General features: G+C 51.8%; 21 protein-coding genes. 16 read left to right on the top strand and 5 right to left on the bottom strand.

Annotated features, from left to right (window positions below; genetic code table 11):
- Window positions 1–55 precede the first annotated feature (55 nt).
- The 5 genes from ET464_RS12705 to ET464_RS12685 all read left to right on the top strand — a co-directional run bounded on the left by ET464_RS12705 (window position 56) and on the right by ET464_RS12685 (window position 5916).
- Window positions 56–1843 (top strand): sensor histidine kinase, encoded by a 1788-nt coding sequence (locus ET464_RS12705; protein WP_129441427.1) that lies wholly within the window; start codon window positions 56–58, stop codon window positions 1841–1843.
- A complete protein-coding gene (locus tag ET464_RS12700; RefSeq protein WP_129441425.1) occupies window positions 1818–2606 on the top strand; it encodes a response regulator transcription factor in 789 nt (262 codons plus the stop codon). The genes ET464_RS12705 and ET464_RS12700 overlap by 26 nt, the downstream gene beginning before the upstream one ends.
- Window positions 2607–2711: 105 nt before the next feature.
- Window positions 2712–4049 carry an extracellular solute-binding protein gene (locus tag ET464_RS12695; RefSeq protein ID WP_129441423.1) on the top strand — a complete coding sequence of 446 codons (1338 nt, stop codon included), beginning with the start codon at window positions 2712–2714 and terminating at the stop codon, window positions 4047–4049.
- Window positions 4050–4136: 87 nt separating this feature from the next.
- Window positions 4137–5018 (top strand): carbohydrate ABC transporter permease, encoded by an 882-nt coding sequence (locus tag ET464_RS12690; protein ID WP_129441421.1) that lies wholly within the window; start codon window positions 4137–4139, stop codon window positions 5016–5018.
- A gap of 13 nt (window positions 5019–5031) precedes the next feature.
- Window positions 5032–5916 carry a carbohydrate ABC transporter permease gene (locus ET464_RS12685; RefSeq protein ID WP_129441419.1) on the top strand — a complete coding sequence of 295 codons (885 nt, stop codon included), beginning with the start codon at window positions 5032–5034 and terminating at the stop codon, window positions 5914–5916.
- A gap of 328 nt (window positions 5917–6244) precedes the next feature.
- Here ET464_RS12685 and ET464_RS12680 read toward each other — a convergent pair whose 3' ends face one another.
- Window positions 6245–7645 (bottom strand): MATE family efflux transporter, encoded by a 1401-nt coding sequence (locus ET464_RS12680; protein ID WP_129444358.1) that lies wholly within the window; start codon window positions 7643–7645, stop codon window positions 6245–6247.
- Window positions 7646–7814: 169 nt separating this feature from the next.
- Here ET464_RS12680 and ET464_RS12675 point away from each other — a divergent pair, with 169 nt between their 5' ends.
- Window positions 7815–9944 (top strand): serine hydrolase domain-containing protein, encoded by a 2130-nt coding sequence (locus tag ET464_RS12675; protein ID WP_244226527.1) that lies wholly within the window; start codon window positions 7815–7817, stop codon window positions 9942–9944.
- A 104-nt stretch (window positions 9945–10048) separates the two neighbouring features.
- On the opposite strand, the gene ET464_RS12670 is transcribed toward ET464_RS12675, so the two are convergent.
- Window positions 10049–10369 (bottom strand): YnfA family protein, encoded by a 321-nt coding sequence (locus tag ET464_RS12670; protein ID WP_129441414.1) that lies wholly within the window; start codon window positions 10367–10369, stop codon window positions 10049–10051.
- 64 nt (window positions 10370–10433) lie between these two features.
- A complete protein-coding gene (locus ET464_RS12665; RefSeq protein ID WP_129441412.1) occupies window positions 10434–10886 on the bottom strand; it encodes a GNAT family N-acetyltransferase in 453 nt (150 codons plus the stop codon).
- A 133-nt stretch (window positions 10887–11019) separates the two neighbouring features.
- Here ET464_RS12665 and ET464_RS12660 point away from each other — a divergent pair, with 133 nt between their 5' ends.
- Together ET464_RS12660 and ET464_RS12655 are read left to right on the top strand one after the other, a co-directional pair.
- Entirely contained in the window at window positions 11020–11394 is a 375-nt protein-coding gene (locus tag ET464_RS12660; RefSeq protein ID WP_129444356.1) for a TFIIB-type zinc ribbon-containing protein, read from the top strand.
- Between the two features lie 287 nt (window positions 11395–11681).
- Entirely contained in the window at window positions 11682–12707 is a 1026-nt protein-coding gene (locus ET464_RS12655) for an AI-2E family transporter (protein WP_129441410.1), read from the top strand.
- 288 nt (window positions 12708–12995) lie between these two features.
- On the opposite strand, the gene ET464_RS12650 is transcribed toward ET464_RS12655, so the two are convergent.
- Together ET464_RS12650 and ET464_RS12645 are read right to left on the bottom strand one after the other, a co-directional pair.
- On the bottom strand, window positions 12996–13751 hold the full coding sequence (locus ET464_RS12650; RefSeq protein WP_129441408.1) for an exodeoxyribonuclease III: 756 nt from the start codon (window positions 13749–13751) through the stop codon (window positions 12996–12998).
- Between the two features lie 66 nt (window positions 13752–13817).
- Window positions 13818–14483, bottom strand: a complete 666-nt coding sequence (locus ET464_RS12645) for an MgtC/SapB family protein (protein WP_129441406.1) — start codon at window positions 14481–14483, stop codon at window positions 13818–13820.
- Between the two features lie 131 nt (window positions 14484–14614).
- On the opposite strand from ET464_RS12645, the gene ET464_RS12640 reads away from it, so the two are divergent.
- The 8 genes from ET464_RS12640 (at window position 14615) to ET464_RS12605 (ending at window position 23078) form a co-directional block, all read left to right on the top strand.
- Window positions 14615–16384: an ABC transporter ATP-binding protein gene (locus tag ET464_RS12640; protein ID WP_244226526.1), complete on the top strand. Its 1770-nt coding sequence runs from the start codon at window positions 14615–14617 to the stop codon at window positions 16382–16384.
- Entirely contained in the window at window positions 16384–18198 is a 1815-nt protein-coding gene (locus tag ET464_RS12635) for an ABC transporter ATP-binding protein (protein WP_129441404.1), read from the top strand. The genes ET464_RS12640 and ET464_RS12635 overlap by 1 nt, the downstream gene beginning before the upstream one ends.
- A 290-nt stretch (window positions 18199–18488) precedes the next feature.
- On the top strand, window positions 18489–18836 hold the full coding sequence (locus tag ET464_RS12630) for a hypothetical protein (RefSeq protein WP_129441402.1): 348 nt from the start codon (window positions 18489–18491) through the stop codon (window positions 18834–18836).
- A 358-nt stretch (window positions 18837–19194) separates the two neighbouring features.
- Window positions 19195–19968, top strand: a complete 774-nt coding sequence (locus tag ET464_RS12625) for a LysR family transcriptional regulator substrate-binding protein (RefSeq protein ID WP_244226525.1) — start codon at window positions 19195–19197, stop codon at window positions 19966–19968.
- A gap of 351 nt (window positions 19969–20319) precedes the next feature.
- The gene (locus tag ET464_RS12620) at window positions 20320–21111 is read left to right on the top strand and encodes an SDR family oxidoreductase (protein ID WP_129441400.1); all 792 of its coding nucleotides are present in this window, start codon (window positions 20320–20322) and stop codon (window positions 21109–21111) included.
- A gap of 266 nt (window positions 21112–21377) precedes the next feature.
- A complete protein-coding gene (locus ET464_RS12615; protein WP_129441398.1) occupies window positions 21378–22172 on the top strand; it encodes a TerC family protein in 795 nt (264 codons plus the stop codon).
- An 18-nt stretch (window positions 22173–22190) separates the two neighbouring features.
- The gene (locus ET464_RS20345; protein WP_244226524.1) at window positions 22191–22340 is read left to right on the top strand and encodes a hypothetical protein; all 150 of its coding nucleotides are present in this window, start codon (window positions 22191–22193) and stop codon (window positions 22338–22340) included.
- A 69-nt stretch (window positions 22341–22409) separates the two neighbouring features.
- Window positions 22410–23078: a bifunctional 2-keto-4-hydroxyglutarate aldolase/2-keto-3-deoxy-6-phosphogluconate aldolase gene (locus ET464_RS12605; protein WP_129441394.1), complete on the top strand. Its 669-nt coding sequence runs from the start codon at window positions 22410–22412 to the stop codon at window positions 23076–23078.
- Window positions 23079–23083: the final 5 nt, after the last annotated feature.

Raw genomic sequence — 23083 nt, 5'->3', positions numbered from 1 at the left:
AGCATTATTGTGTATATTAGGCTAGGATTCAGGAATATCGGCAGGGAGTGTCGCCATGGGCCGCTTTGGGCAAATGAATACGCTGAGGAATCAAATATTTATCGGATTTATGTTTGTGATGCTGATCGTGCTTGGAGCGGTTGGTTTTTTCTCCTATGGGCAAATATCGGTTTTACTGCGCAATAATACGGAAAAACATATTCAGCAGACCGCTTTCCAGGCTACGGGCAAGCTGGACGTGCTGCTGCAGCAGGCTGATACATTTACAACGAGGGTTGCAACCAATGCCAAGGTGCAGCATTTGATGGCAAAGGAAGCGACAGGGGGAACCATCAGCTTTGATGAACGGCAGTCGCTGCAGGAGGAAGTGCGCAAGGAGCTTGCGTATATGTCGGGGGTCAAATCAATTGAGCTGTTTTTGTCCAATTACCAGATGCTGTTTCCGCTGTCGGATGTCAGCCTTGACCACCGGGTGACGGCTTCGTATATTCGGGAAGCGGACGAAGCCGACGGCAAGCTGGTCTGGTTTGGCATGAACCCTTCTTTTCCAGACTCCGTTATTGCGATCCGGCGTATCCGGCTGATGGACTACTCTTTTGCCGATGCAGGGTATGTAATGGTTCAAATTGATAAAAACTATTTCGAGCTTACTGCGGATGCGAGCGTTAAGGCCAATGCAGCGTCCAGCGAAATGATGGGGCTGTTTGACGGCGCGAACCAGACGATTACTTCCGACTTTTCCAAAGAAGTGGACGTCGAGAAGATGCTGCAGCAGGGCGATGAAACGGTCAAGCTGGATGGCGAACGGTATACGGCTATCGAAAAAACGTCGGAAGTGACAGGCTGGAAAATTATTATTTTAACGCCTGTTAAATATGCCAGCGAAGGAATTACCGTCTTGCGGACGGGGCTGATCGTATCGTTATTGGTCGGCGGCCTACTGTTTATTTTATTAACGTTTATTTTATCGACGATGATTACCCGGCCGATCTTAAGTTTGATTAAGGCGATGCGCAATGCGAAGCTCGGGACGATTAAGCCGATTCCGGTCACGTCCTCGACAATGGAAATTAACGAGCTTAATAATACGTATAATCAAATGGTCGACTCATTAAATGAACTGATTGATGTCGTTTATGAAAAAGAGCTGGCGCAAAGCCGGACGGAATTAAAGGCGTTGCAGGCGCAAATTAATCCGCATTTTTTGTTTAATACGCTGGAAGCCTTCTATTGGGCTTTGGAAGATAAAGGGGAAGAAGAGCTGGGGCAGGTTGTCATTGCAATGTCAGGCCTGTTCCGTTACGTCATTTCGCGCGCAGATGAAGAAGAGTGGGTTACCGTTGGCGATGAATTCGAGCATGCAGAGCGGTATTTGACCATTATGGATATGCGCATGGTGGACCGGCTGGCGTGGGAGATTCATTCCGAGGAAGGCTGCCGCAGCGTGCCGATTCCGAAGCTGTTAATTCAGCCGATTGTTGAGAATGCCATTCTTCACGGTGTGGAGCAGCAAATCGGCAAAGGAACGGTGACAATATGGGCAGAGCCGTCCGCAGTGCCTGGATATACCCGGATTTCGATATCGGATAACGGCCCCGGCATGTCGAGCGAAAAAATCCGCGCATTATATGAAGCGATGGACAGCGGCCAAGCCAATCCGGAGTCCAAAGGGACAGGGGTTGCTATCCGCAATATCCAGAAACGGCTGAAGCTTTATTACGGCGATGAAACGGGCGGGCTGGACATTCAAAGCGAAGAAGGCAAAGGCACAACGATTGCTTTTGAAATACCTAATGAACATGGGAGGGGGATGCTATATGAAGACGATTCTGATCGTGGATGATGAGCCGAGAACAAGAGAAGGCGTACGGAAAGTGCTGGAGGCCTGGTCAGCCGGACAATATGAGATAGCGCTCGCTTCCAACGGCATTGAAGCATTGGACTGGCTGTCGCAGCATGAAGCGAGCCTGCTGATTACCGACATTCGCATGCCGGAAATAGGAGGGCTGGATCTGGTAGAAAAAATCAATCATATGCCCCATCCTCCGGTCGTAATTATTATATCCGGGCACCCGGAATTCGACTATGCGCAGCGGGCGCTGCAATTTGGCGTTGTTGAATATTTGCTGAAACCGCTGGACAAAATTAAACTGATTCGGGCGGTAGAACTTGCATTGAAAAGGGAAGAAAGCAAAAATCGGATTGAACGGATGGAGAAACTGGTAGACCCGAAGCTGCTGGACTCGGTACAGGAGGAAAACAGCTACAGCCCCCAAGTCCAGGAGGCGATTCAATATTTAAACGAGCATTTGCAAAAGCCGCTGACGATGCGTGATACGGCAGAGCATCTGCATATGAACGCCAGCTACCTCAGCGTTTTGTTCAAGGAGCAGACCGGCCTGACGTTCAGTGAATATTTGACCAGAAAACGGGTGCAGCGCGCGAAGGAACTGCTGTCCGGAACCCGTCTTTCGATCGGGGAAGTTGCGGAGCAAGTAGGCTACCAGACGGCAAAATATTTCGTCAAAGTGTTCCGTTCCATGGAGGGGGTAAGCCCTGGCCAATACCGCAAAACGATTATGCACTCGGAAGAGAGCATCCAATAAAAGTAGTATTATTCCCAATTCATATCACCTTACAGCTCTACCGCCCCATTGCTACAATAGATTTGTAAGTGTGAATCTATCATCAGTAGAAAAGGGGTTGTAAACGTGTTCAAGAAAAAATGGGCAGTCGTGCTTCTTACGTTATGTCTCGCAATTGTGGCTGCTGCATGCGGCAACAATGCAAATAACAGCAGCAACAACGGCAACCAATCCTCGGATAGCGGCTCAAATGGAAGCGGTTCCGGCGAGAAGGTAACGATCAAATTTATGCATTTGTGGCCTGAAGGCGTTTCCGCAGGGCAAAATAAAATCGTTAACCAAATCATTAACGAATATCAAACCGAGCATCCAAATGTAACGATCAAGCAGGAAGTGCTTGATAACGAACAATACAAAAATAAATTGAAAGTGCTTTCTGCTTCCAATCAGCTTCCAGACGTAGGCGTAACTTGGGCGGCAGGTTTTCTGCAGCCATACGTAGACGGCAAACTGTTCGCTCCGCTGGACGACCTGCTGAGCGGCGACCTGAACGGCAAATTCGTAAACGGTACAACGGAAGCGTATGCAATCGACGGCAAAACGTACGGCTTGCCGCTTGAATTCAACATCACGCCGGTTTACTACAACAAAGCTATATTCGAGAAATACAACTTGCAAGTTCCTACCACTTACGATGAATTTAAAAATGTTGTGAAAACCCTTTCGGACAACGGTATTGCGCCAATTACGCTTGGCAACAAAGACCGCTGGACAGGCTCCCTCTGGTACATGTACCTGGCGGACCGTTTTGCAGGCCAAGAAACGCTTGCAAACGCAATCAACGGCAGCGGATCGTTTAAAGATCCAAGCCTCATCAAAGCGGCTACGGAAATTCAATCGCTTGTAGACAGCAACGCATTTGTGAAAGGCTTTAACGGCTTGTCCAACGAAGAAGCCAAATCCGAGTTCCTGAACGGCCATGCGGCAATGTACATGATGGGCACTTGGGAACTGCCGAACTTCACGACTAACGAAGATATTCCGCAAGACTTCCGCAACAACGTTGGTTTCTTCAAATTCCCGACCGTTGAAGGCGGCAAAGGCGACATTAACAGCTGGGTAGGCGGACCGGGCGTAGGCCTGTTCGTTTCCGAGAATTCGAAAGTGAAAGACGAAGCGAAGAAATTCGTTGATTATTTTGTACAAAAATGGGGAGAACAAGCAGTGACCGGCGCAGGTGTTATCCCGGCAACGAAAGTGGATACGTCCACGCTTCAGCTGCCGCAGCTGTACCTTGACCTGTTTGATGAAATGAACAAAGCAACGAGCATTACCTTGTTCGCAGACGTGCAAATGGAAGCTGGCGCGGCTGAGAAACATTTGAACTTGATCCAATCGTTGTTTGGCAAAGCGATTACACCTGAGAAGTTCTCCGAAGAGCACGACGCAGCACTTTCCAAGTGAGACTGACAGGATGTGGAGAGAATAAGCTTATCCGGCTTCATGCCGGGTAAGCTTATCCCTCGGTTATAGAGAAAGGAGTCGGCTAATTTGGATAAGGTCATGTCAAACAAAAAAATTATCGCGCTTTATGTTTTGCCTTCATTGCTGCTTATTTTGGCGATTGTATACATTCCGATTGTGCTCACCGGCTATTACGGTTTGAATGAATGGAACGGCATCGGCTCCATGAAGTTTATCGGTTTTGACAATTACTCCGCTTTGATTAAGGATCATCTGTTCTGGTCAAGCGCTGGCCACTCGCTTTTGCTGGCAGTGTTCTCAGCTCTTAGCCTTATCGTTTATCTGGTTATTGCAATGGTATTGTCCGCCAAACTGAAAGGCGCAAATCTGTTCCGTAAAATCTATTTGATTCCGATGCTTTTGTCGTCGGTTGCGATCGCGCAGCTGTGGCTCAAAATTTTGCATCCGACAAACGGCATTTTGAACAGCATTCTGGAATCCCTTGGGGTCGACAATCCTCCCGCATGGCTGGCAGAGCCTAATCTTGTATTGTTTGCTCTGTTCATCCCGATTTTATGGCAATATGCGGGCTTCTATATTCTGATTTATTACGCAGCATTGAAAAATATCCCGACTTCCCTGGAGGAAGCGGCTAAAATCGACGGCGCTACATCGCTGCAAATTGCGTATAAAATTAAGCTTCCGCTTGCGATGGAAGTCATTAAAGTGACGATTGTTCTCGCAGTGGTCGGATCGCTGAAATATTTCGATTTGATTTATGTGATGACTGACGGCGGCCCTAACGGCTCCAGTGAGGTTATGGCATCGTACATGTACCACCAGGCCTTCAAGTCGTACGACTTCGGCTACGGCAGTGCGATCGGCTTCTTCCTGCTTATCATTTGCCTTGTGGCAACTTGGGTCATTCGCAAATTAACTGCATCTAAAGATACGATTCAATACTCATAAGGAGGGACGCTTCATGATGTCCGGAACTGCAGGACAGCTTAAGGGCGGATCTGTTAAAACCAGATCAGGAGCGGCCGGCAAAATCGGCTATGTCGTACTGTATATCATCTTGATCGCCGTTGCGGTGTTTCAACTATTCCCGCTTGTATGGCTGCTGTTTTTCTCGCTGAAAAACAATCAGGAAGTGTTTAACCTTCCGCCGCTGTCGCTTCCAACTCACCCGCACTGGGAGAACTATAAGAAAGTATGGAGCGCCGGCAATATTGATGTTTATTTCTTGAACAGTGTCTGGATCACGATCGTGGCAACGGTGCTGACGGTTGTGCTTGGCAGCTTGGTGACGTATGCCATCACCCGCATGAAATGGAAAGGCAGCAATCTGGTGCTTGGCCTGTTCATGGTAGCGATGATGATTCCGGTTCATTCGACGCTGATTCCGCTGTTCAGCATGTTTAATAAAATTCATCTGATCGATCATCCGTTGTCGCTGATCCTGTCGTACGTGGCGTTTAATATGCCGATTACGATCATGATTTTGCTCGGCTTCTATTACGCCCTTCCGAAGGAAGTGGAAGAAGCGGCGGTACTGGACGGCTGCTCGGTCAACCAAATGTTTTTCCGGATCGTATTGCCGATGACAAGCTCCGTTCTGGCTACGACGGGTATTATTAACATGATTTATAACTGGAACGAATTTATTTTCGTCAACACATTTATCAGCTCCGATAAATTCAAAACGCTGACAGTCGGCGTGCAAAACTTTATCGGCCAGTATACAACGGACTGGGGCGCGATCGGTGCTACGCTTATGATCAGCATCCTGCCGATCCTGATTGCGTTCCTGTTCCTGAGCGACCGTATCGTCGAAGGGATCGCTGCCGGTTCGGTTAAAGGTTAAGCTCCCTGCAAGGTGTCATATATGTACGCACAAAACCCTCCGCCTGATGACAGGCGGAGGGTTTTGTGCGTAAACGGCTGCTGAACGAGACAGATGTTTCTGTACGTAAAACATGAACCGAATGCTGTTGCCGCAAGCGGCGGTGATGGTCAATAACAGCAGGGCTGCGATCGGCAGCAATGATAATTTAAGGAAACGGAACATGGGAAATGAGATTATATTCCGCCAAGCATCCTTGGCGCCATAAAGGAGGGAGGCAAGCTCATCCGTCTGCCTCCCTACGCCAAAAAAGCCGCCCCGGCTTCGTTCGAGCCGGGGGCGGCTTCCTTTAGATCAGCTTGTGGCGATACCATTTGTCGCCTTTGAACCGCCAAGCAAACACTGCGCCGCGCACGCCCCATTCCAGCACCATCGCCAGCCATACGCCCCAAATGCCGTAACCTAGCGTAATGCCCAGCACATAACCCAATATAATGCGGAACAGCCACATCGTTAGCAGCGAAGTAATGGAGGTGAACTTGGAATCACCGGCCGCACGCAAAGCGGAAGGCATGATAAAGCTTAATGACCATAGGAACGGCTGCGCAATAGATATCATTACGATAAGCGAAAAAATGGAGTGGACGATCTGATCCGGCGGCGCGTACATACGGACTAGCAGCGGGAACAGCAGCAGAAGCACAACGGTGATTGCGACAAAAAACCAGGTAGACAGCCATAGAAGCGACTTCGTAAATTTGCGCGCGTCCTCGATATCTTTTCGCCCGATACATTGTCCGACGACGGTGACGATCGCAACGCTGATCGCATTGCCGCCGATTTGAAACAGCATCGACAGCGAGCCGCTGATCGCATTGACCGTAATGGCGAGCGTTCCAAGCTGGACGATAAACGTTTGCGTCAGCAGCTTGCCCCCGTTAAAAAACATTTGCTCGGCTGCAAACGGAAGGCCGATAAACATAATTTTTTTCAATAACGAAACTTGCAGCTGAAGCATATCTTTAAGTTGTATCCGGATGGAATGGTTATATTTCAGCAAATAAACGACGGCAACGGCCATCCCCAATATGCGTGCTGCAATAAGCGAAACGGACAAGCCCAGCACGCCCATATCAAACAGCTTGATCAATATAATATTCAATAGAAAATAAGACACGTTTAAAATAAGCGAAAGCACCAGGCACGCCTTCGTTTCAGCCACGCCGCGCAGCACGCCGGTTACCGCCTGGTAAATGGCGAAAAAAGGGTACGATATGCAGCTGCCGATCAAAAAAATCATCGCATTGTGCAGCACATCGGCTTCTGCATTGCCGAACAGCAGCTGCAGGGTGGAGCCGTGAAACCCGATTACGATTGCACTAATTACGATTGATACGGCAGTGACGGCCGATATGGCCTGGGAAGCCGCCTTGGACACCATCTCCATGTTGCCGCTTCCTTTATATTGGGCGACAATGACGGTTCCGCCGGTTGCGACGGCAATAAACACATTGACGATAAACATATTGATCGAGTCGACCATACTGACGGCGCTGACCGCCGCTACGCCGGAAGAACTGATCATCGCCGTATTCAGCAAAGACATGATCACAATGAAAGCGGAATCAACAAAAACCGGAATAATAATCGCAAATATTTGCCTGTAGTCCATCGTTTTTCCGTTAAAATACTGCTTCAGGACGGAAGTGCTTTTGTTGCGGACCAATGCTTGTATGCCTTGCACCTGCATCATCACTTCTTTTCATAAGTTATATCGCAATTAGGGTCGACATCTCCCACTATAACAAAAAACCGATGAATCCGCTCTCATTTTTTGAAAGCAAGAAAACGAGTTTATGAAACTTTTTCCATAATTTAGAGTAGTTATATAGATTCATCAAATAGGGAGGGAAATGGAATTGAATTTGTTATCGCATTTACCTAAGCTGTCCACCTGGACCAAGGCGTTTACCGCATCGCTTGTCGCTGCCGCCGCCTTGTCCACATCGGCTTTTGCCGCCTCGCCGGAAACGACGGGCGCCGGCAAACCGGTGGAATTAAACGCAAGCAGCGCAGCCGCATTTCTGGATCAATTTTTCACCCAAGATGAAGTGAAGCCGCTGTATGTCGGCGCATCCGTAGTTATTGTCAAAGACGGGCAGGTGCTGGCCGAGAAAGGATACGGCGTCGCCGACCAGACAAGCGGCAAGCCGGTTGATCCGGCTTCCACCGAGTTCCGGGTAGCCTCTGTGTCGAAGACGTTTACGGCTGTAGCCGTGATGCAGCTCGTTGAGCAGGGGAAGATCAAGCTGGACGATAACTATTTAACGTATTTGCCCGGCTATAAGCAGGACAACCCTTTTGATCAGCCGGTTACAATCGAAGATTTGCTGACGCATACGTCGGGTTTCGAGGTGCGTGACATTCAAGCGGATGATATGGGCCCGAATTATGTGGGCAAGCGGCTGGAGATGGACGCTTATGCACAAAGCCATATGCCGCCGGTCGTACGGGAACCCGGCACTTCGTATATGTATGACAACTTTGCATATTTGCTGCTTGGCCTGATCGTGCAAAAGGTGAGCGGCGAGCCGTTTGAAACGTATATGACAAAGCATGTGTTCCAGCCGCTTGGAATGGCTAACAGCAGCTTCCTACTGGATGGCCATATTAAGGACAACCTGGCTACAGGATATACGGCGGCCGGCCAGGCGCTTCCGGTTTATGACTTTAATCCGACGGTATTGCCACAAGGCGGCATGCTGTCGACAGCCGAAGATATCGGCAAGTTTATGATCGCATTCCTGAACGGGGGCGCATCCGGTTCAAGCCGCATTCTCGCGGACCAAACGGTCCAATCGATGGAGCAATACCGGTCTTCGATCCATCCGCTCCTGCCGAATACGACTTACGGCTTTGAAGCGCCGTTCCAAATTCCAGGCGCGGGAGCAAGCTCCAAAATTATTACAAAGGCCGGCGATATGACAGACTTCAGCTCTTATTTATTCCTGATTCCGGAACAGCATGTCGGCGTCTTCCTGACGTATAACAAGCAGGGCGCATTGCGCAATTTGTTTTATCCGCAGTTTATTTCGGCATTTTACCCGCAGTATGCAGCCCAAGCCGACTTTCCGGCTTATAAGCCGCAAAGCGCTGATGAATTGGACCGTTTTGCCGGCTATTACGCTGACATCCGCGCAAAGGTACTCGTATCTGCGGTTAATGAGGGGCAAGGCGAACTGACGATAAGCGACTCTTATCTGGGGCCGCGCACGCTGCATCAGGTGGACGACAACTTGTTTATTGATGATTTAACGAAGCAGTTTACGGCGTTCCAGCTGGATAAGGACGGGAAGGCGAATTACATGAAGGAGCCTTACTTGAATCCGCTTGGTTATGAGAAAAAAGGCGATGACCCGGCCGGTTTTGCTGATGTCGGGGAAGACCATCCGTATGCTCCTTATATTTACATGCTGCAATCGTTGGGCCATTATCCAAACGATGGTACGCAGCTGTTCCATCCGGAAGCGGGCGTGACACGCGGCGATTTCGTGCAGCATGTGCTGGCGACATCGGGCGTAACCGCCGCCGAGCAGCCGCAATATTCCTTTACCGATATTAAAGGGCTTCCGTCCGCTCCATATATCCAGCTTGCTTTTGCAATAGGAATGGTAAAAGGCGACGGCCAAGGCAAGTTCCATCCGGAACAAGTCATTACAAGACAGGAAGCGGCCGTTATGCTGCAGCGCGTATTTGCTCTTCAATACCCGTCCATTATCTTCAATGACGTTAAATTATCCGGTACAACGGACGCCTGGGCGGTTTCCGCTGTACAGATGATGGTAGCGCTTGGCATTTACGGGCCGGAAATTCAGCCGGCTGCCGACGGCTCAGTTGATTTCCATTCCAAAGCAGCACTCAGCAACGAAGAAGAAGCAGCCATTATGTATACGCTTATTTTGCAGCCAACCGATCAGTTGATTGCGAATTTGCAAAATAGCGGAAAGTCTGAAGCCGCCGCTCCGAATGCGGCTTCGGACGCTGCTTAATCCAGCCGTTCGTGAGATAACCGTTTGAAGGCTGTCCTCTATCCATGAAAACGTGCCCGATTGTTGAAACAATCGGGCACATTCCGGAAGAGGGCTGCTTTTGTTTAATGGCGCGGAGCGCCGATTATAATGGCAACGCCGATGATGCACACCGCTGCGCCGATCCAGTCGTACAGATCGGGCGTCTTGCGGTCGACAAGCCAGCCCCATAACACGGCAAGGACAATGAATACACCGCCATATGCGGCGTACACCCGGCCGAAGCTGGGAAAGGACTGCAGCGTAGGGATAATGCCGTACAAAATAAGGATGACCGCGCCTGCAATGCCGTAGCCAACCGGATACGACTCGCGAAGCCACAGCCAGATCAAATAACCGCCGCCAATTTCAGCCAGGCCGGCTAATACAAATAATAATAATGCCATAGACGCTCCTTTAGTGCCGTATACTTGCACTGTTGTAACCGACCGCTGCGCGAAACGGCAGGTTCTACAAATCTTGGGATAAACGAATCATATCGAGGCAAGGGATGCCGTTCTCGTGGATCGCCTCCGGATAATGCCTTATAAAATATCCGGCATCTACCCCTACGATCCGAAAGCCGCATTTTTGGTAAAGCGCCAGCTGTCCGATGCTTGAATTGCCCGTGCCTACTTCTATCGTATGATAACCGCTCAGCCTGGCAGTTTCGATGGCATGCGACACGAGCTGTTTCCCGATGCCTTTGCCTTGCATCCTGTCCTGTACCGCAACATTAACCAGTTCAACCGTAGCAGGACGCGTCGGCAGAAGCACGTAAACCCCGACGGCCCGGTCTTGGATGATGGCTGTAAAACATTCTCCCCGCTGGATATAAGCTTCTACGAGTTCCAAGGAAGGGTCAGCCGACAGCAGCAAGTCCATCGGCGGACGTTCCTCCGGCCTTAATTTTCGGATGATCATATTTCGCTCCTTTGGCTGTTTATGACATTTTTTGATGATACGCAATTTATTTTATCAAATTAGTCTTTTGGATTGAAACGTGGCAAAGCCTTCTTGCGTATCAAGACCAAACGGCGGGGAAGGAGGGATCATGATGCAGTGTCCCGTGTGTGAAAACTCGCGGATGCGGGAGGTAGAAAAGGACGGCATTCTGATTGATGTGTGCCCGATCTGCAAAGGAGTGTGGCTGGACCGCGGCGAACTCGACAAGCTGATGAGCGATGTGCACGAAGCACGCGATCAATACAATGAATGGCAGCGCCGGGATGACGGGCGGCAGGGCCAGCCTTACGGTTACGACATCGGGCGCGGGTATGATCCGCACCGGAGCGACGGCCATTCATCGGATGGTTATCACGGTTACGGCAAACCTTATGGCAAGCACGACGGCAAACATGATGGCAAACATGGCTACCCGAGAAAAAAGAAAAAATCCGTATTTGACGTTTTTGGCGATTTGTTTGATTGATCCTGTCCGGAAATGGAAACATGATTTACGAAGAGAACCGGTGCGCAGTTGAAGCGCAGTCCGCAGCCAGGCATGGGGCCAGGCCAAGGAATGCATTCAACGAAGCAGCGGCTCTCTTTTTTTGAATGTAAACGTTTTATTGCGGCAATAAGCGGCATATGCTTGGATTAAGGCTTGTATCTTTGGACGAACTGGGCGATGATAAAGAAGCGCGTACTTTTTTTCTGAAACAACGCGGCCGTTTGTCCGTATGTATAGATGATACTTTAATTAAATGAGGGAAGTCCGTGGATAGTCTCCGATCTTTTTTTGCCCAGCCTGTAATCCGAAGAGTTATTTTTGTGCTGCTCGTTGTCCTGTTGTTATACAGCATGCGCCAATTGCTTAATTTGCTGCTGCTGCTGTTTGTCGTCACGTTTGTGATGAACCGGCTGCAAGGAATATTGACGAAGAGCATCCGGAAAGTGATCCCGATTTCGCCCGTCATCGTCAGCATTATATTATATGTGCTGCTTATATTCGGCCTTGTATACGGTCTGGCCAACTATGTGCCCAAGCTGATTAATCAGGTTGTGGACATCGTTAACAACGTGACGAGGTTTCTAAGCTCCTCGCAAAATGACAAAGTGGCGCAGACGGTGGCCGACGCGCTTGACAAGGTGGATTACAAAACGTATTTGGATAGCGCCATTACGTACGCCAAGACGGTCGGAAGCTGGCTTGAAATTATTTTGATGGTTATACTGCTCAGCTTTTTCTTTTTGCTGGAACGGCGTAAAGTCGTGCAGTTTGCGGAAAAATTTAACGACAGCTCGATTGGCTGGCTGTACAGGGAATTCCGCTACTTCGGCGGCAAATTTGTATCTTCCTTCGGCAAAGTGATCGAAGTGCAGCTGCTTATCGCGTTTTTTAATACGGTGCTTACAATCGCCGGCTTATGGATTCTCGGGTTCCCGTATTTGTTTGCGCTGTCGATTATGGTATTCCTGCTCAGCCTTATTCCGGTAGCCGGAGTGGTCGTATCTTTTGTGCCCATCGGCATTATTGGCTATGAGATCGGCGATTTTACAACCGTTATTTGGGTCATTGTGCTCGTGCTCGCCATTCATGCGCTGGAAACGTATTTCTTGAATCCAAGGCTGTATTCGTCCAAAACGAATTTGCCGATGTTTTTTACGTTCCTTATTCTGATCATTTCCGAGCATTACATGGGAATATGGGGTCTCTTGATCGGTATTCCGATCTTTATGTTTATGCTGGACGTGCTGAAGGTAGAGCAGTTCAGCGAATCGCCCGATGCTTCTCAGCAATAAAAAAGCGCAGCAGCGCTTGCCCGATTTGCATTCCGCCAGCTTGTCCTAATAAAAGGGACTTTCTATAAAGTTATGTTTAATGACTTTATAGAAAGTCCCTTTAACGTTCTGCACAGGAGGCTAAGGCAGGCGATTTGCCCGAGGCAAGCCATGTTTACCTATGGCAGACCATGCTGCACAAACTGCACCTATGCATTTGATTTTCCCGTAAAAACAAAATCTGAGACAATTAAATGTAATAATGCAGGTGCCGTTCGAGCTGACACCGTCCGGGCCGGCGGGGCTGATTTATAAGTGCAGCGTCAGCAATACCGGACAATGGTCGCTGCCGGTTACTTCGGAATCAATCATGGCATCGTCCAGAGCAGGCGCCAGCCGTTCGGATATAAGGAAGTAATCAATCCGCCAGCCGATGTTCCGCTCCCGGACCTTCGGCATAAACGACCACCAGGTGAAGGCATCCGTCCGGTCGGGGTACAGATGGCGGAAGGAGTCGATAAAGCCGGACTGGAGCAGGCGCGTCATTTTTTCGCGTTCCTCATCCGTAAAGCCGGAATTGCCGCGGTTGGACTTGGCGTTTTTCAAATCAATTTCTTCATGGGCGACGTTCAGGTCGCCGCATACGATAACCGGCTTGTGCGCATCCAGCTGCAGCAAATAATCGCGGAAGCGGTCTTCCCACTCCAGCCGGTACGGCAGGCGGGCCAGATCGCGTTTCGCGTTGGGCGTATAGACGTTAACGAGGTAAAAGGCATCGAACTCCAGCGTCAGCGTGCGCCCTTCCTCCTCGAAGTCCTCCTCCAGCCCGTACCGGACCGAAAGCGGCTCGATACGCGTAAATACGGCGGTGCCGGAGTAGCCTTTTTTGACGGCATAATTCCAATACTGCTTGTATTCGGGGCCGATTGCGAGCTCGATTTGGCCGGCTTGCAGCTTCGTCTCCTGCAAGCAGAAAATATCGGCGTCTATCTGCTGAAAATAATCATAAAAGCCTTTGGTCACGCATGCCCTTAGGCCGTTCACATTCCAAGAAACCAGTTTCATAACAGGTACAGCACTCCTTGCATCGCTTTTATCCGATTAATAGTTTAGCATAGAAATGATGACAGGTTATTGCATTTCCACCGATTTGACGCAAGGGACTTCCTGGAGCATGTCGAGCAGCCGGCCGGGGTCGCTTGCCGCAGGCAAACGGACGAACAGCTCGAGCGCCAGTTCGGAATGCTCCTGCAGCCCGGCTTCGGCATGGAAGCTCAAGATGGCGACATCTTTGGCTTTCAGCCAGTTTAAGATAGCATCAATAGATCCGTGATCGTTGGCGAGGCGGATCGTCAGCTGCTCGTTTTTGTCGGTGCGAAGCCAGCGGAACGGCTTATGCAGGATCGCCTGCCCCGCAAGCACAACGATGGCAGCGCTGATGCCCACCGTATACATGCCCGCCCCGATTGCCATGCCGACGCCGGCCGTCGCCCATATGCCTGCAGCGGTCGTCAGCCCGCGAACCGTCTGCTTTTGCATAAAGATCATGCCTGCGCCAAGAAAGCCGACCCCGCTTACAACCTGAGCCGCTACCCGGGAAGGGTCCAGCGAAAGCCCACCCCAGCCAAGCTGGTCCATAAAGCCGTATTTCGAAATCATCATCATTAACGAAGCACCAAGCGAAACGATAAAATGCGTCCGGATGCCGGCTTCTTTTTTACGGCTTTTGCGTTCATATCCGATAACGGCCCCGCATATGCCGGCAATCAGAAGCCGAAGCAAATATTCGTATTGCATGTCTGTCCCCTCCGCTTCATCATAATAATTACAGCTATTTTACCATTTCAAAGAGGATATAAACGAATGATTGTCGTAATTTACCATCTTAGCCTTCGCGCCCCCCACTATACCGGTAAAGGAGGAGCATCATGGCCGCGTTAAACAGCCAAGATCAGCCTGCCAAAAAAATGAATCAGTATTACGAAGTGTTAAAGCAGTATTTATTTCCGTGGAAAAAAACATTAATCGCCTTAACGGCTTTATTATTGGCGTCCACGCTGCTCCAGCTCGTCAGTCCGCAAATCATCCGCTATTTTATTGATACCGCCGGCTCCGGCGCAACGATGGAGCCGCTTTATTATGCCGCAGGGTTATTTATCGGCTTTGCGCTTTTGCAGCAGCTCGTATCCGTTATCGCAACGTATGTCAGCGAAAATCTGGCTTGGCTGACAACTAACCGGCTTCGCGGCGACCTGGCCGAGCATTGCCTGAAGCTCGACATGACATTCCACAAGTCCAATACATCCGGCTCTATTATTGAACGGGTAGACGGGGATGTGAACGCGCTCGCCAATTTTTTCTCCAGCTTTATCATTAATTTGGCAGGCAACCTGCTGCTGCTGGCGGGCATTATCGTCTTGCTGTTCCGCGAGCATGTATGGATTGGAGCGGGCATGCTGCTGTTTGTCCTGTTCGCCGTATTTGTCATTCAATGGATCCGCAAATTTACGGTGTCCGCATGGGCCAAATGGCGCCAGTCAAACGCCGAGTTTTACGGCTTTATCGGCGAGCATTTGGAAGGAACGGAAGATACCCGCGCCAACGGGGCGACCGGCTTTGTCATGAACCGTTTTTACGGGCTGCTGCGGCGGATGCTGCCGCTCCGCCGCAACGCTTTTTTTGGCTTTGCCGCGATGTGGATGACGACCATTGTGGTGTTTGCGCTTGGCAATGCGGTTGCTTTTGTCATCAGCGCTTATTTGTGGCATAAAGGCAGCATTTCAATCGGCACCGTATATCTCATTTTTTATTACACGGAGCTGATGGGCAAGCCAATTGAAAAAATCCGCACCCAAATTGAAGATTTACAGAAGGCCGACGCCAGCCTGCTTCGCATCCGCAGCCTGCTGGCCATGCGTTCCAAGGTCGAGGACGGACCGGGAGCCTTGCTGCCGGACGGCGCGCTTAGCGTCGAGTTCCGCGATCTGTCGTTTGGTTACGACGACAAGCCGACGCTGGAGCGGCTGGACATCCGGCTGGAGCCGGGAGAAGTGGCAGGTCTGCTGGGCCGGACCGGCAGCGGCAAAACGACAATCGCCCGGCTGCTGCTCCGGTTTTACGACCCGCAGCAGGGCGGTATCTTGCTTGGCGGCGTTGACATTCGGGAATGTACGCTGCATGAGCTGAGAAGCAAGGTTGCGCTTGTGACGCAAAATATTGAAATTCTGCAGGGCACGATCCGCGATAATTTGACGTTCTATAATGAGAGCATTGCAGACGAAGCGATTATGGAGGTGCTGGAGGAGCTGGGCTTAAGCGGCTGGCTTGCTTCGCAGCCGGAAGGGCTGGATACACGGCTCGCTTCCGGGGGCGGCGGACTGTCTGCCGGGGAAGCGCAGCTGTTGGCGTTTGCGCGTGTCTTTTTGACCGATCCCGGCCTTGTCATTCTCGATGAAGCTTCCTCGCGCCTGGATCCGCTGACCGAGCATCATGTGGAGAAGGCGATGGACAAGCTGCTGGCCGGCCGGACATGCATCATTATCGCCCACCGGCTTGCTACCGTACAACGGGCGGACCGGATTATAATTCTCGAGCAGGGCGAAGTGGTGGAGAACGGCGCCAGAGGGAAGCTGGCCGCCGATTCCGGCTCGCGGTTCAGCCGTATGCTGGCCGTTGGTCTTGAGGAGGTGCTTGCGTAATGAACGTATACGCTTATTTTTGGCGGCTGCTCCGCTCGCGGCCGGTCTGGTACACATGCAACGCCATGGCCTGGACGGTTATTTATTTAATGCCGATCTTCCCCGGGTTAATTACAAAAGCTTTTTTTGATTCGCTTACGCTGGACTCAGCTGCGGCATACGGCACATGGGCGCTTGTCGCTTTGCTTATTGGAGCGGCGCTTGCCCGCTGCGCGAGCATCTTTATCGGTTTTGTCACCGATGTGCATTTCCGCTTCCGGGTGGGCATGCTGGTGCGGCGCAACCTGCTGGAGCATATTCTGAAGGAGCCCGGCGCCCGCGCCATTCCTTGCAGCCCGGGCGAAGCGATCAGCCATTTCCGCGATGATGTTGATCAGACGGAGGAGACGGTCAGCTGGTCGGTGGATGCGTTCGGGATGTTAACCTTTGCCGCCGTATCCAGCGTAATTCTGATCGGCATCGACGCGCAGATGACGCTGTTTGTGTTCCTGCCGCTGGTCATCATTGTAATCGGGGCGCAGCTGGCGACAAGCCGCCTGCAAAAATACCGCGCAGCCAGCCGTGAATCGACGGCGGCAGTTACCGGAGCGATCAGCGAAATGTTCGGCAGCGTGCAGGCGATTCAAGTCGCGGGCGCCGAGGAGCGGGTGATCGGGCGCTTCCGGCAGCTGAACGACGCCCGCCGCCAAACGATGCTGAAGGACAAGCTCATGTCCGAGCTGCTGAACTCTGTATTTTCCAACACGGTCAATTTAGGGACGGGGCTGATCCTGCTGCTGGCAGGCCACAAAATGCGCGGCGGAAGCTTTACGATCGGCGACTTCTCGCTGTTTATTTATTACTTGACGTTTGTGACGCAGTTTATTTCGAATTTCGGCACGTTCCTGACCCATTTCAAGCAAATGACGGTTTCGTTCCGGCGTCTGGCCGGCATTCTGCAAGGAAGCCCCGCGACAGTGCTGTCGGCGCGGAATCCGCTTTATTTGGACCGCAGGGAACGGCAGGCTGCGGAGCGGCAGGAGCACGCGAACGGTGTAGAGCCGCGCGGGAAGAAGGCGGGGGAGAGCGCAAACGGCACACCGTTTGAACCCTTGAAGCTGCTCGAGGCGGACGGTTTAACGTACCGCTATCCGGATACGGGCAGGGGGATCGAGGATATCCGCCTAAGCTTGCGCAAAGGCTCCTTTACCGTTGTAACGGGGCCAATCGGCTCCGGCAAAACAACGCTTGTGCGCACGCTGCTTGGCCTGCTGCCGCATGATGCGGGGGAGGTCCGCTGGAACGGCAGGCCGGTTGCCGATCCGGGCAATTTCTTTACGCCGCCGCGCAGCGCTTATACGGCGCAGGTGCCTCGGCTGTACAGCGATACGCTGAAGGACAATATTTTGCTGGGGCATGATGATCAAGGAGGGCGGCTGGAGCGGGCGCTCCATACGGCAGTGCTGGATGCCGACATCGAGCGGCTGCAGCAAGGGCTGGAGACGGTGATTGGGCCGCGCGGCGTCAAGCTGTCCGGCGGTCAGGCGCAGCGCACGGCTGCTTCCCGTATGCTCGTGCGCGACAGCGAGCTGTACGTGTTCGACGATTTGTCGAGCGCGCTGGACGTCGAGACGGAGCGGCTGCTGTGGGAGCGCATGTTCCGGGAGCGGGGCGATGCGGCATGCCTGGTCGTGACCCACCGGAAGGCGGTGCTGGCGCGCGCCGATCATATTATTGTGCTGAAGGACGGCGGCATCGAAGCCGAAGGCACGTCCGAGACGCTGCTTGCCGAAAGCGACAGCTTCCGCAAGCTGTGGTACGGGGACGAGAGCTAGGAAGGGATCGCCGCGCCTGGCCCATAGAGTACGGATGACGTGCGTAAACGGGCTGGCCATAGAGCTGTTCATGTAGACAAGACAAAGGCTTGAGGATGATATCCTCAAGCCTTTGTCTTCAATAACGGGTCATCTTCACTTCTGCATGCGCCAAGCCCGGACCAGTAGAGCACCAGTAGCCAAGCCGCTTGTGGACATCAAATAATGTCAGCCGCCGGCCATGTTTCGCGCCGGTATCAATGCCGATTTTGCCATCGCCAAACCATAAGCTGCCCGATGGTTCCCCGAGCTTGAAGGTAGGCGTATTTGAAAGTAACGAAGATGGTTTAAAGAGATTCCGTGAAGTTTGGGACTCTTTTCAAATATGGTGGGTAAATCATGGGGAAAGTATGGTCGCTAAATTAACTGATGATACAACAATAGTAATATATAATAGAATTATCGAAAAATACAAAAATGAAAACAAGACACCCCCAAACGGTAATTTTGCAATTCTAGTGACATATGATCAATTACCAAAAGGGGTAGAAATAGCGAATGATTTCTTTATTATTGAATCGTTAGATAAATTAATGACTCAAGCAGCTATTGATGAAGTAGTGTCTCGATTATATTCGTTACTACTTAGATCTCTCTAACTCCGGATAGAGTGACCTAAGAAAACATCCCCAAAGGCCTGGTACTCCGTTCGGATGGCCAGCGCTCCCGTTCCCTTTTCAACGTCCTTGTGCTCCGAGAGAGCAACGAGCTCGCGCTCATGGCGTCCTTCTTGCGTCTGCAGCCGCCTTGTAATCGTTGACCAGGCTAGAAAGGTGTTGTGATCTCCTGGCCACGCTGTTGAGCTAGTACGACCTGTAATAATACAAATTATTCTGCTTCTGTAAGCCAGATAACGGCCTGCAGGAGCTTTTTTTATTTGGGTCCCGCAGCAGCGGCGGCACGCTGCAGGATGCGGCGGAGAAGCTGGGGCTGAAGCAGCCGACGGTCAGCTTTCATTTGCGCAAGCTGGAGGAGGAGCTGGGCATCAAGCTGTTCCATAAGCTGGCGCGCAGCTTGTACCCGACCGACAATGCAGCGGATCTGCTTCCGTATGCCAGAAGGATTGTGTCGCTGATGGAGGAAGCCGGGGCGATGGCCAAGGACCGACGGGACCGCGGCGAAGGCAGGCTGAAGCTGGGAGCAAGCTATACGCCGGCTACTTATTTGCTGCCGCCTTATATTGCGGAATTTGGCGGGTTGTTTCCGCGTACGCGCATTCAGCTCGCTGTCAAAAAAGCGGATAATTTGCTGCACATGCTCCGCAAATATGAAATTGATGCCGCCGTCATTTCGCTGCCGGCGGACGATCTGGAAGGGTTTGTAATGGAGAATCTGATGGAGGATGAGCATAAGCTGCTCCTGTCTCCGTCCCATCCGCTGGCGCAGCATGCCGAACTTACGCTTGCCAGTCTGCAGCCGCAAACGTTCCTGCTGCATGAAGCCGGTTCAACATCACGCAAGCTGACCGACGAATGGGCGGACAGTTTCGGGCTGGAATGGGAGTCGTTTATGGAGCTGGGCGCTATCGAAACAATTAAAGAGGCGGTCAAATGCAACATTGGCATTGGCGTCTTGCCAAAGCGGAGCGTCCTGCGGGAAGCGGCGGCGGGCGAGCTTGTTATGCGCGATCTTCCGCAGCATGAGAACCGGCGCCATATTTGCTTGGTTTACCCGCCGGGAGGAGCAAATATCAAGGCAGGTGAGGGCGTTTATCGAGTTTTTAATTCATAAGCGGGATACAGGCTCGTTAGGTTAACCCGTCCATAGAACCGGTCCGCGCTGCTCGTAAAATACGCAGGCCGGTTCTATGGGCTGCGCCGGGTATTCCGCCGTTCTGCCGGCTCGGCAGCGGGTGCCGGACCAGTTCGGCCGGCCGCGCCTCGACGTCACCGTATAAATCAATGGACAAGCCGTGAATATTTGGGGGGTAAACCCAAAGCAGTTCCTTTTCTGCGCCTGCTGCTGCTGATCTTACAGATATACTTCAATTCCGGCTGCAATAGCGTTATGATGGAGGCAGGCACCGCATGTTGTCCGCCGGACGGACAACTCTCATTTTGGACAAGTCGGGAGTGACGGGATATGGATTTGCATCTGAAGCATAAGTCGGTTTTTGTAGCTGCATCAAGCAAAGGACTAGGCCGTGCAATGGCGCTGCAGTATGCGCGGGAAGGCGCTCTCGTTACCATTGCAAGCCGCAATGAAGAAGAGCTTCGTGTCGCGCAGGCGGATATTACAGCGGCAACGGGCATAAGACCGCTTGTCCAGCGAATGGATGTCAGCAGCGCTTCTGATGTGCAGGCGGCGATTGCCGCAGCTGCCGATGCCCATGGCGGCATTGATGTGCTGGTTACGAATGCAGGAGGACCGCCGTCGGGAAGTTTCGAGGCGTTCGCCGACGAGGATTGGCAAAGCAGCTTTGAAGTTAATCTGCTGAGCGTCGTGCGTCTGATCCGCGAAGCGCTCCCTCATCTTCGTGAAGCGAGTGACGGGGGAAGAATTGTGAATATTGCTTCCACTTCGATTAAACAGCCTACGGAAGGGCTTATTTTATCCAGCGTATTCCGCGCCGGCGTTCATGCGCTGACCCGCAGCCTCGCAACCGAGCTTGGCCCGGACGGCATACTGGTCAACACCGTTTCGCCTGGACGAATCGGGACGGATCGAATCGTTCAGCTTGACCGGGCGCGTGCCGACCAGCTTGGCATTCCCGTTGAGCAGGTGCAAGCGGCTGCGGTATCGCAAATTCCGCTGGGACGAATCGGCACGCCGGAGGAATTTGCAGCGATGGCCGTTTTCCTCGGCTCTTTCGCCAACACATATGTAACGGGGCAATCGCTGCTTATAGACGGCGGTACCGTTAAATCGATTTAGCAGCGCGGCGCTGGAAAAATATTTATTGCGCAAATTGAAACCAAATGCCGCTCAAACGAGTATTACGAATGAAAATAATAAAGGGGAGTAGCTGCCTCAATAAAGCCGTCATTACGGGAATAAACATTCCCCGGTTTTATTGGCAATGACCCATTGCAGGCGAGACCTTTACCATAGTCGCAAAACAGCACCGCATCAGCGGTCTTTTTGCTTCGATGGTAAAGGTCTTTTTTTGCATCTATTCCCACAAAATGAGGAGGAACGGCATGGACGTTTCATTGTTGATGGAGTATGGCTGGGTATTGATAATCCTGGTGCTGCTGGAAGGATTGCTGGCTGCCGACAATGCGCTTGTACTCGCGATTATGGTTAAACATCTGGATGAGCAAAAGCGCAAGAAGGCGCTGTTTTACGGGTTGTTTGGCGCATTTATATTTCGTTTTGCTTCGCTGTTTCTCATTTCGTTCCTTGTAGACGTATGGCAGGTGCAGGCGATTGGCGCTCTTTATTTGCTGTTCATCTCAGCGAGCAATATTGTAAAATTTTGCAGAAAAAAAACCGGAGCGCTGCCGAAGGAGAAGGGCAGGCAGTCGGGATTTTGGACTACCGTACTGAAGGTGGAGCTGGCGGATATCGCGTTTGCGATTGACTCCATCCTGGCGGCGGTTGCGCTTGCCGTTGCGCTTCCGGCAAGCGGCATTCCGTCCATTGGAGGTATGGACGGCGGGCAGTTTATTGTCGTATTCCTGGGCGGCCTGATCGGGCTGATCATTATGCGTTTTGCCGCCAATTTTTTCGTCAAGCTGCTGCATGCCCGTCCGGTGCTTGAGCTGGCGGCTTTTGCCATTGTCGGCTGGGTTGGCGTGAAGCTTGCGGTTCATACGCTCGCGCATCCTTTTCTGCATGTGATTTCCCACTCGTTTGCGGAAAGCGGCCTATGGAAAAGCCTGTTTTATGCCGTGCTTGCGCTTATTGCGCTGGGCGGATGGCTCATGTCGGGCAGAGCCGCCAAAGCGCATGCCGCTGCCGGAGAAACGGCCGCTTCGGAGGAGCGGTTATAGTAGCAGACGGCTCTGCGCATGCGTTACGCTGCACAGCCGTATGACAGCCGTCCGGCACAGCCGTATGACAGCCGTCCGGCACAGCCGTATGACAGCCGTCCGGCATGGCCGGACGGCTGCACCGCGGTATGCTTGAAAGTGCTTACCGCATTGCTGAAAGGGCTTTAAAGGACTATAATGAAAGCGGCTAACATCATACATTATCGAACGAATACGTACTTATCGGAGGGAATAAACATGAAGAAGCACAAGGTGATCCAGCAGGTGGCGGAAGCCGGCGTAGTAGCGGTATTGCGCGCCGACTCGGCGGAAGAAGTAGCGGAGATGGCCCGCCGCGCAATTAAAGGCGGCATTAAAATAATCGAAATTACGATGACGGTACCATTCGCATTACGCGCAATCGAGCAGCTTGCTCGGGAATATTCCAGCGCTGCGGACCCATCCTCTGAGCAATTTGCCGTTATTGGCGTCGGCACGGTGCTTGATCCGGAAACGGCACGCGCGGCGATTTTGGCAGGGGCGGAATTTGTTGTTGCTCCGGCTTTTAACGCGGACACCATCAAATTGTGCAACCGTTATGCGATTCCGGTGCTGCCGGGCGCGATGACGATTCATGAAATTCAAAGCGCGCTGGAGCTGGGGGTCGACGTCGTGAAGCTGTTCCCGGGCAACCTGTTCCAGCCTAGCATTATTTCGGCAATCAAAGGCCCGCTGCCGCAAGCGAACCTGATGCCGACGGGCGGTGTTTCGCTCGATAACTTGAAGGATTGGATCAAAGCCGGGGCAGTTGCCGTAGGCATTGGTTCCGACCTGACAAAGGACGCTGTCAAAACAGGCGACCTTACATTAATCGAGAAGAAATCCGCCGCTTATATCGAAGCTTACCGCAGCGCCAAAGGGCTGTAAGAAAC

The organism is Paenibacillus protaetiae, from assembly GCF_004135365.1.
Taxonomy (GTDB): Bacteria; Bacillota; Bacilli; order Paenibacillales; family Paenibacillaceae; genus Paenibacillus_AP; species Paenibacillus_AP protaetiae.
Note: the sequence above shows the minus strand (reverse complement) of the source record. Positions and strands in the feature narration are given on the sequence as shown.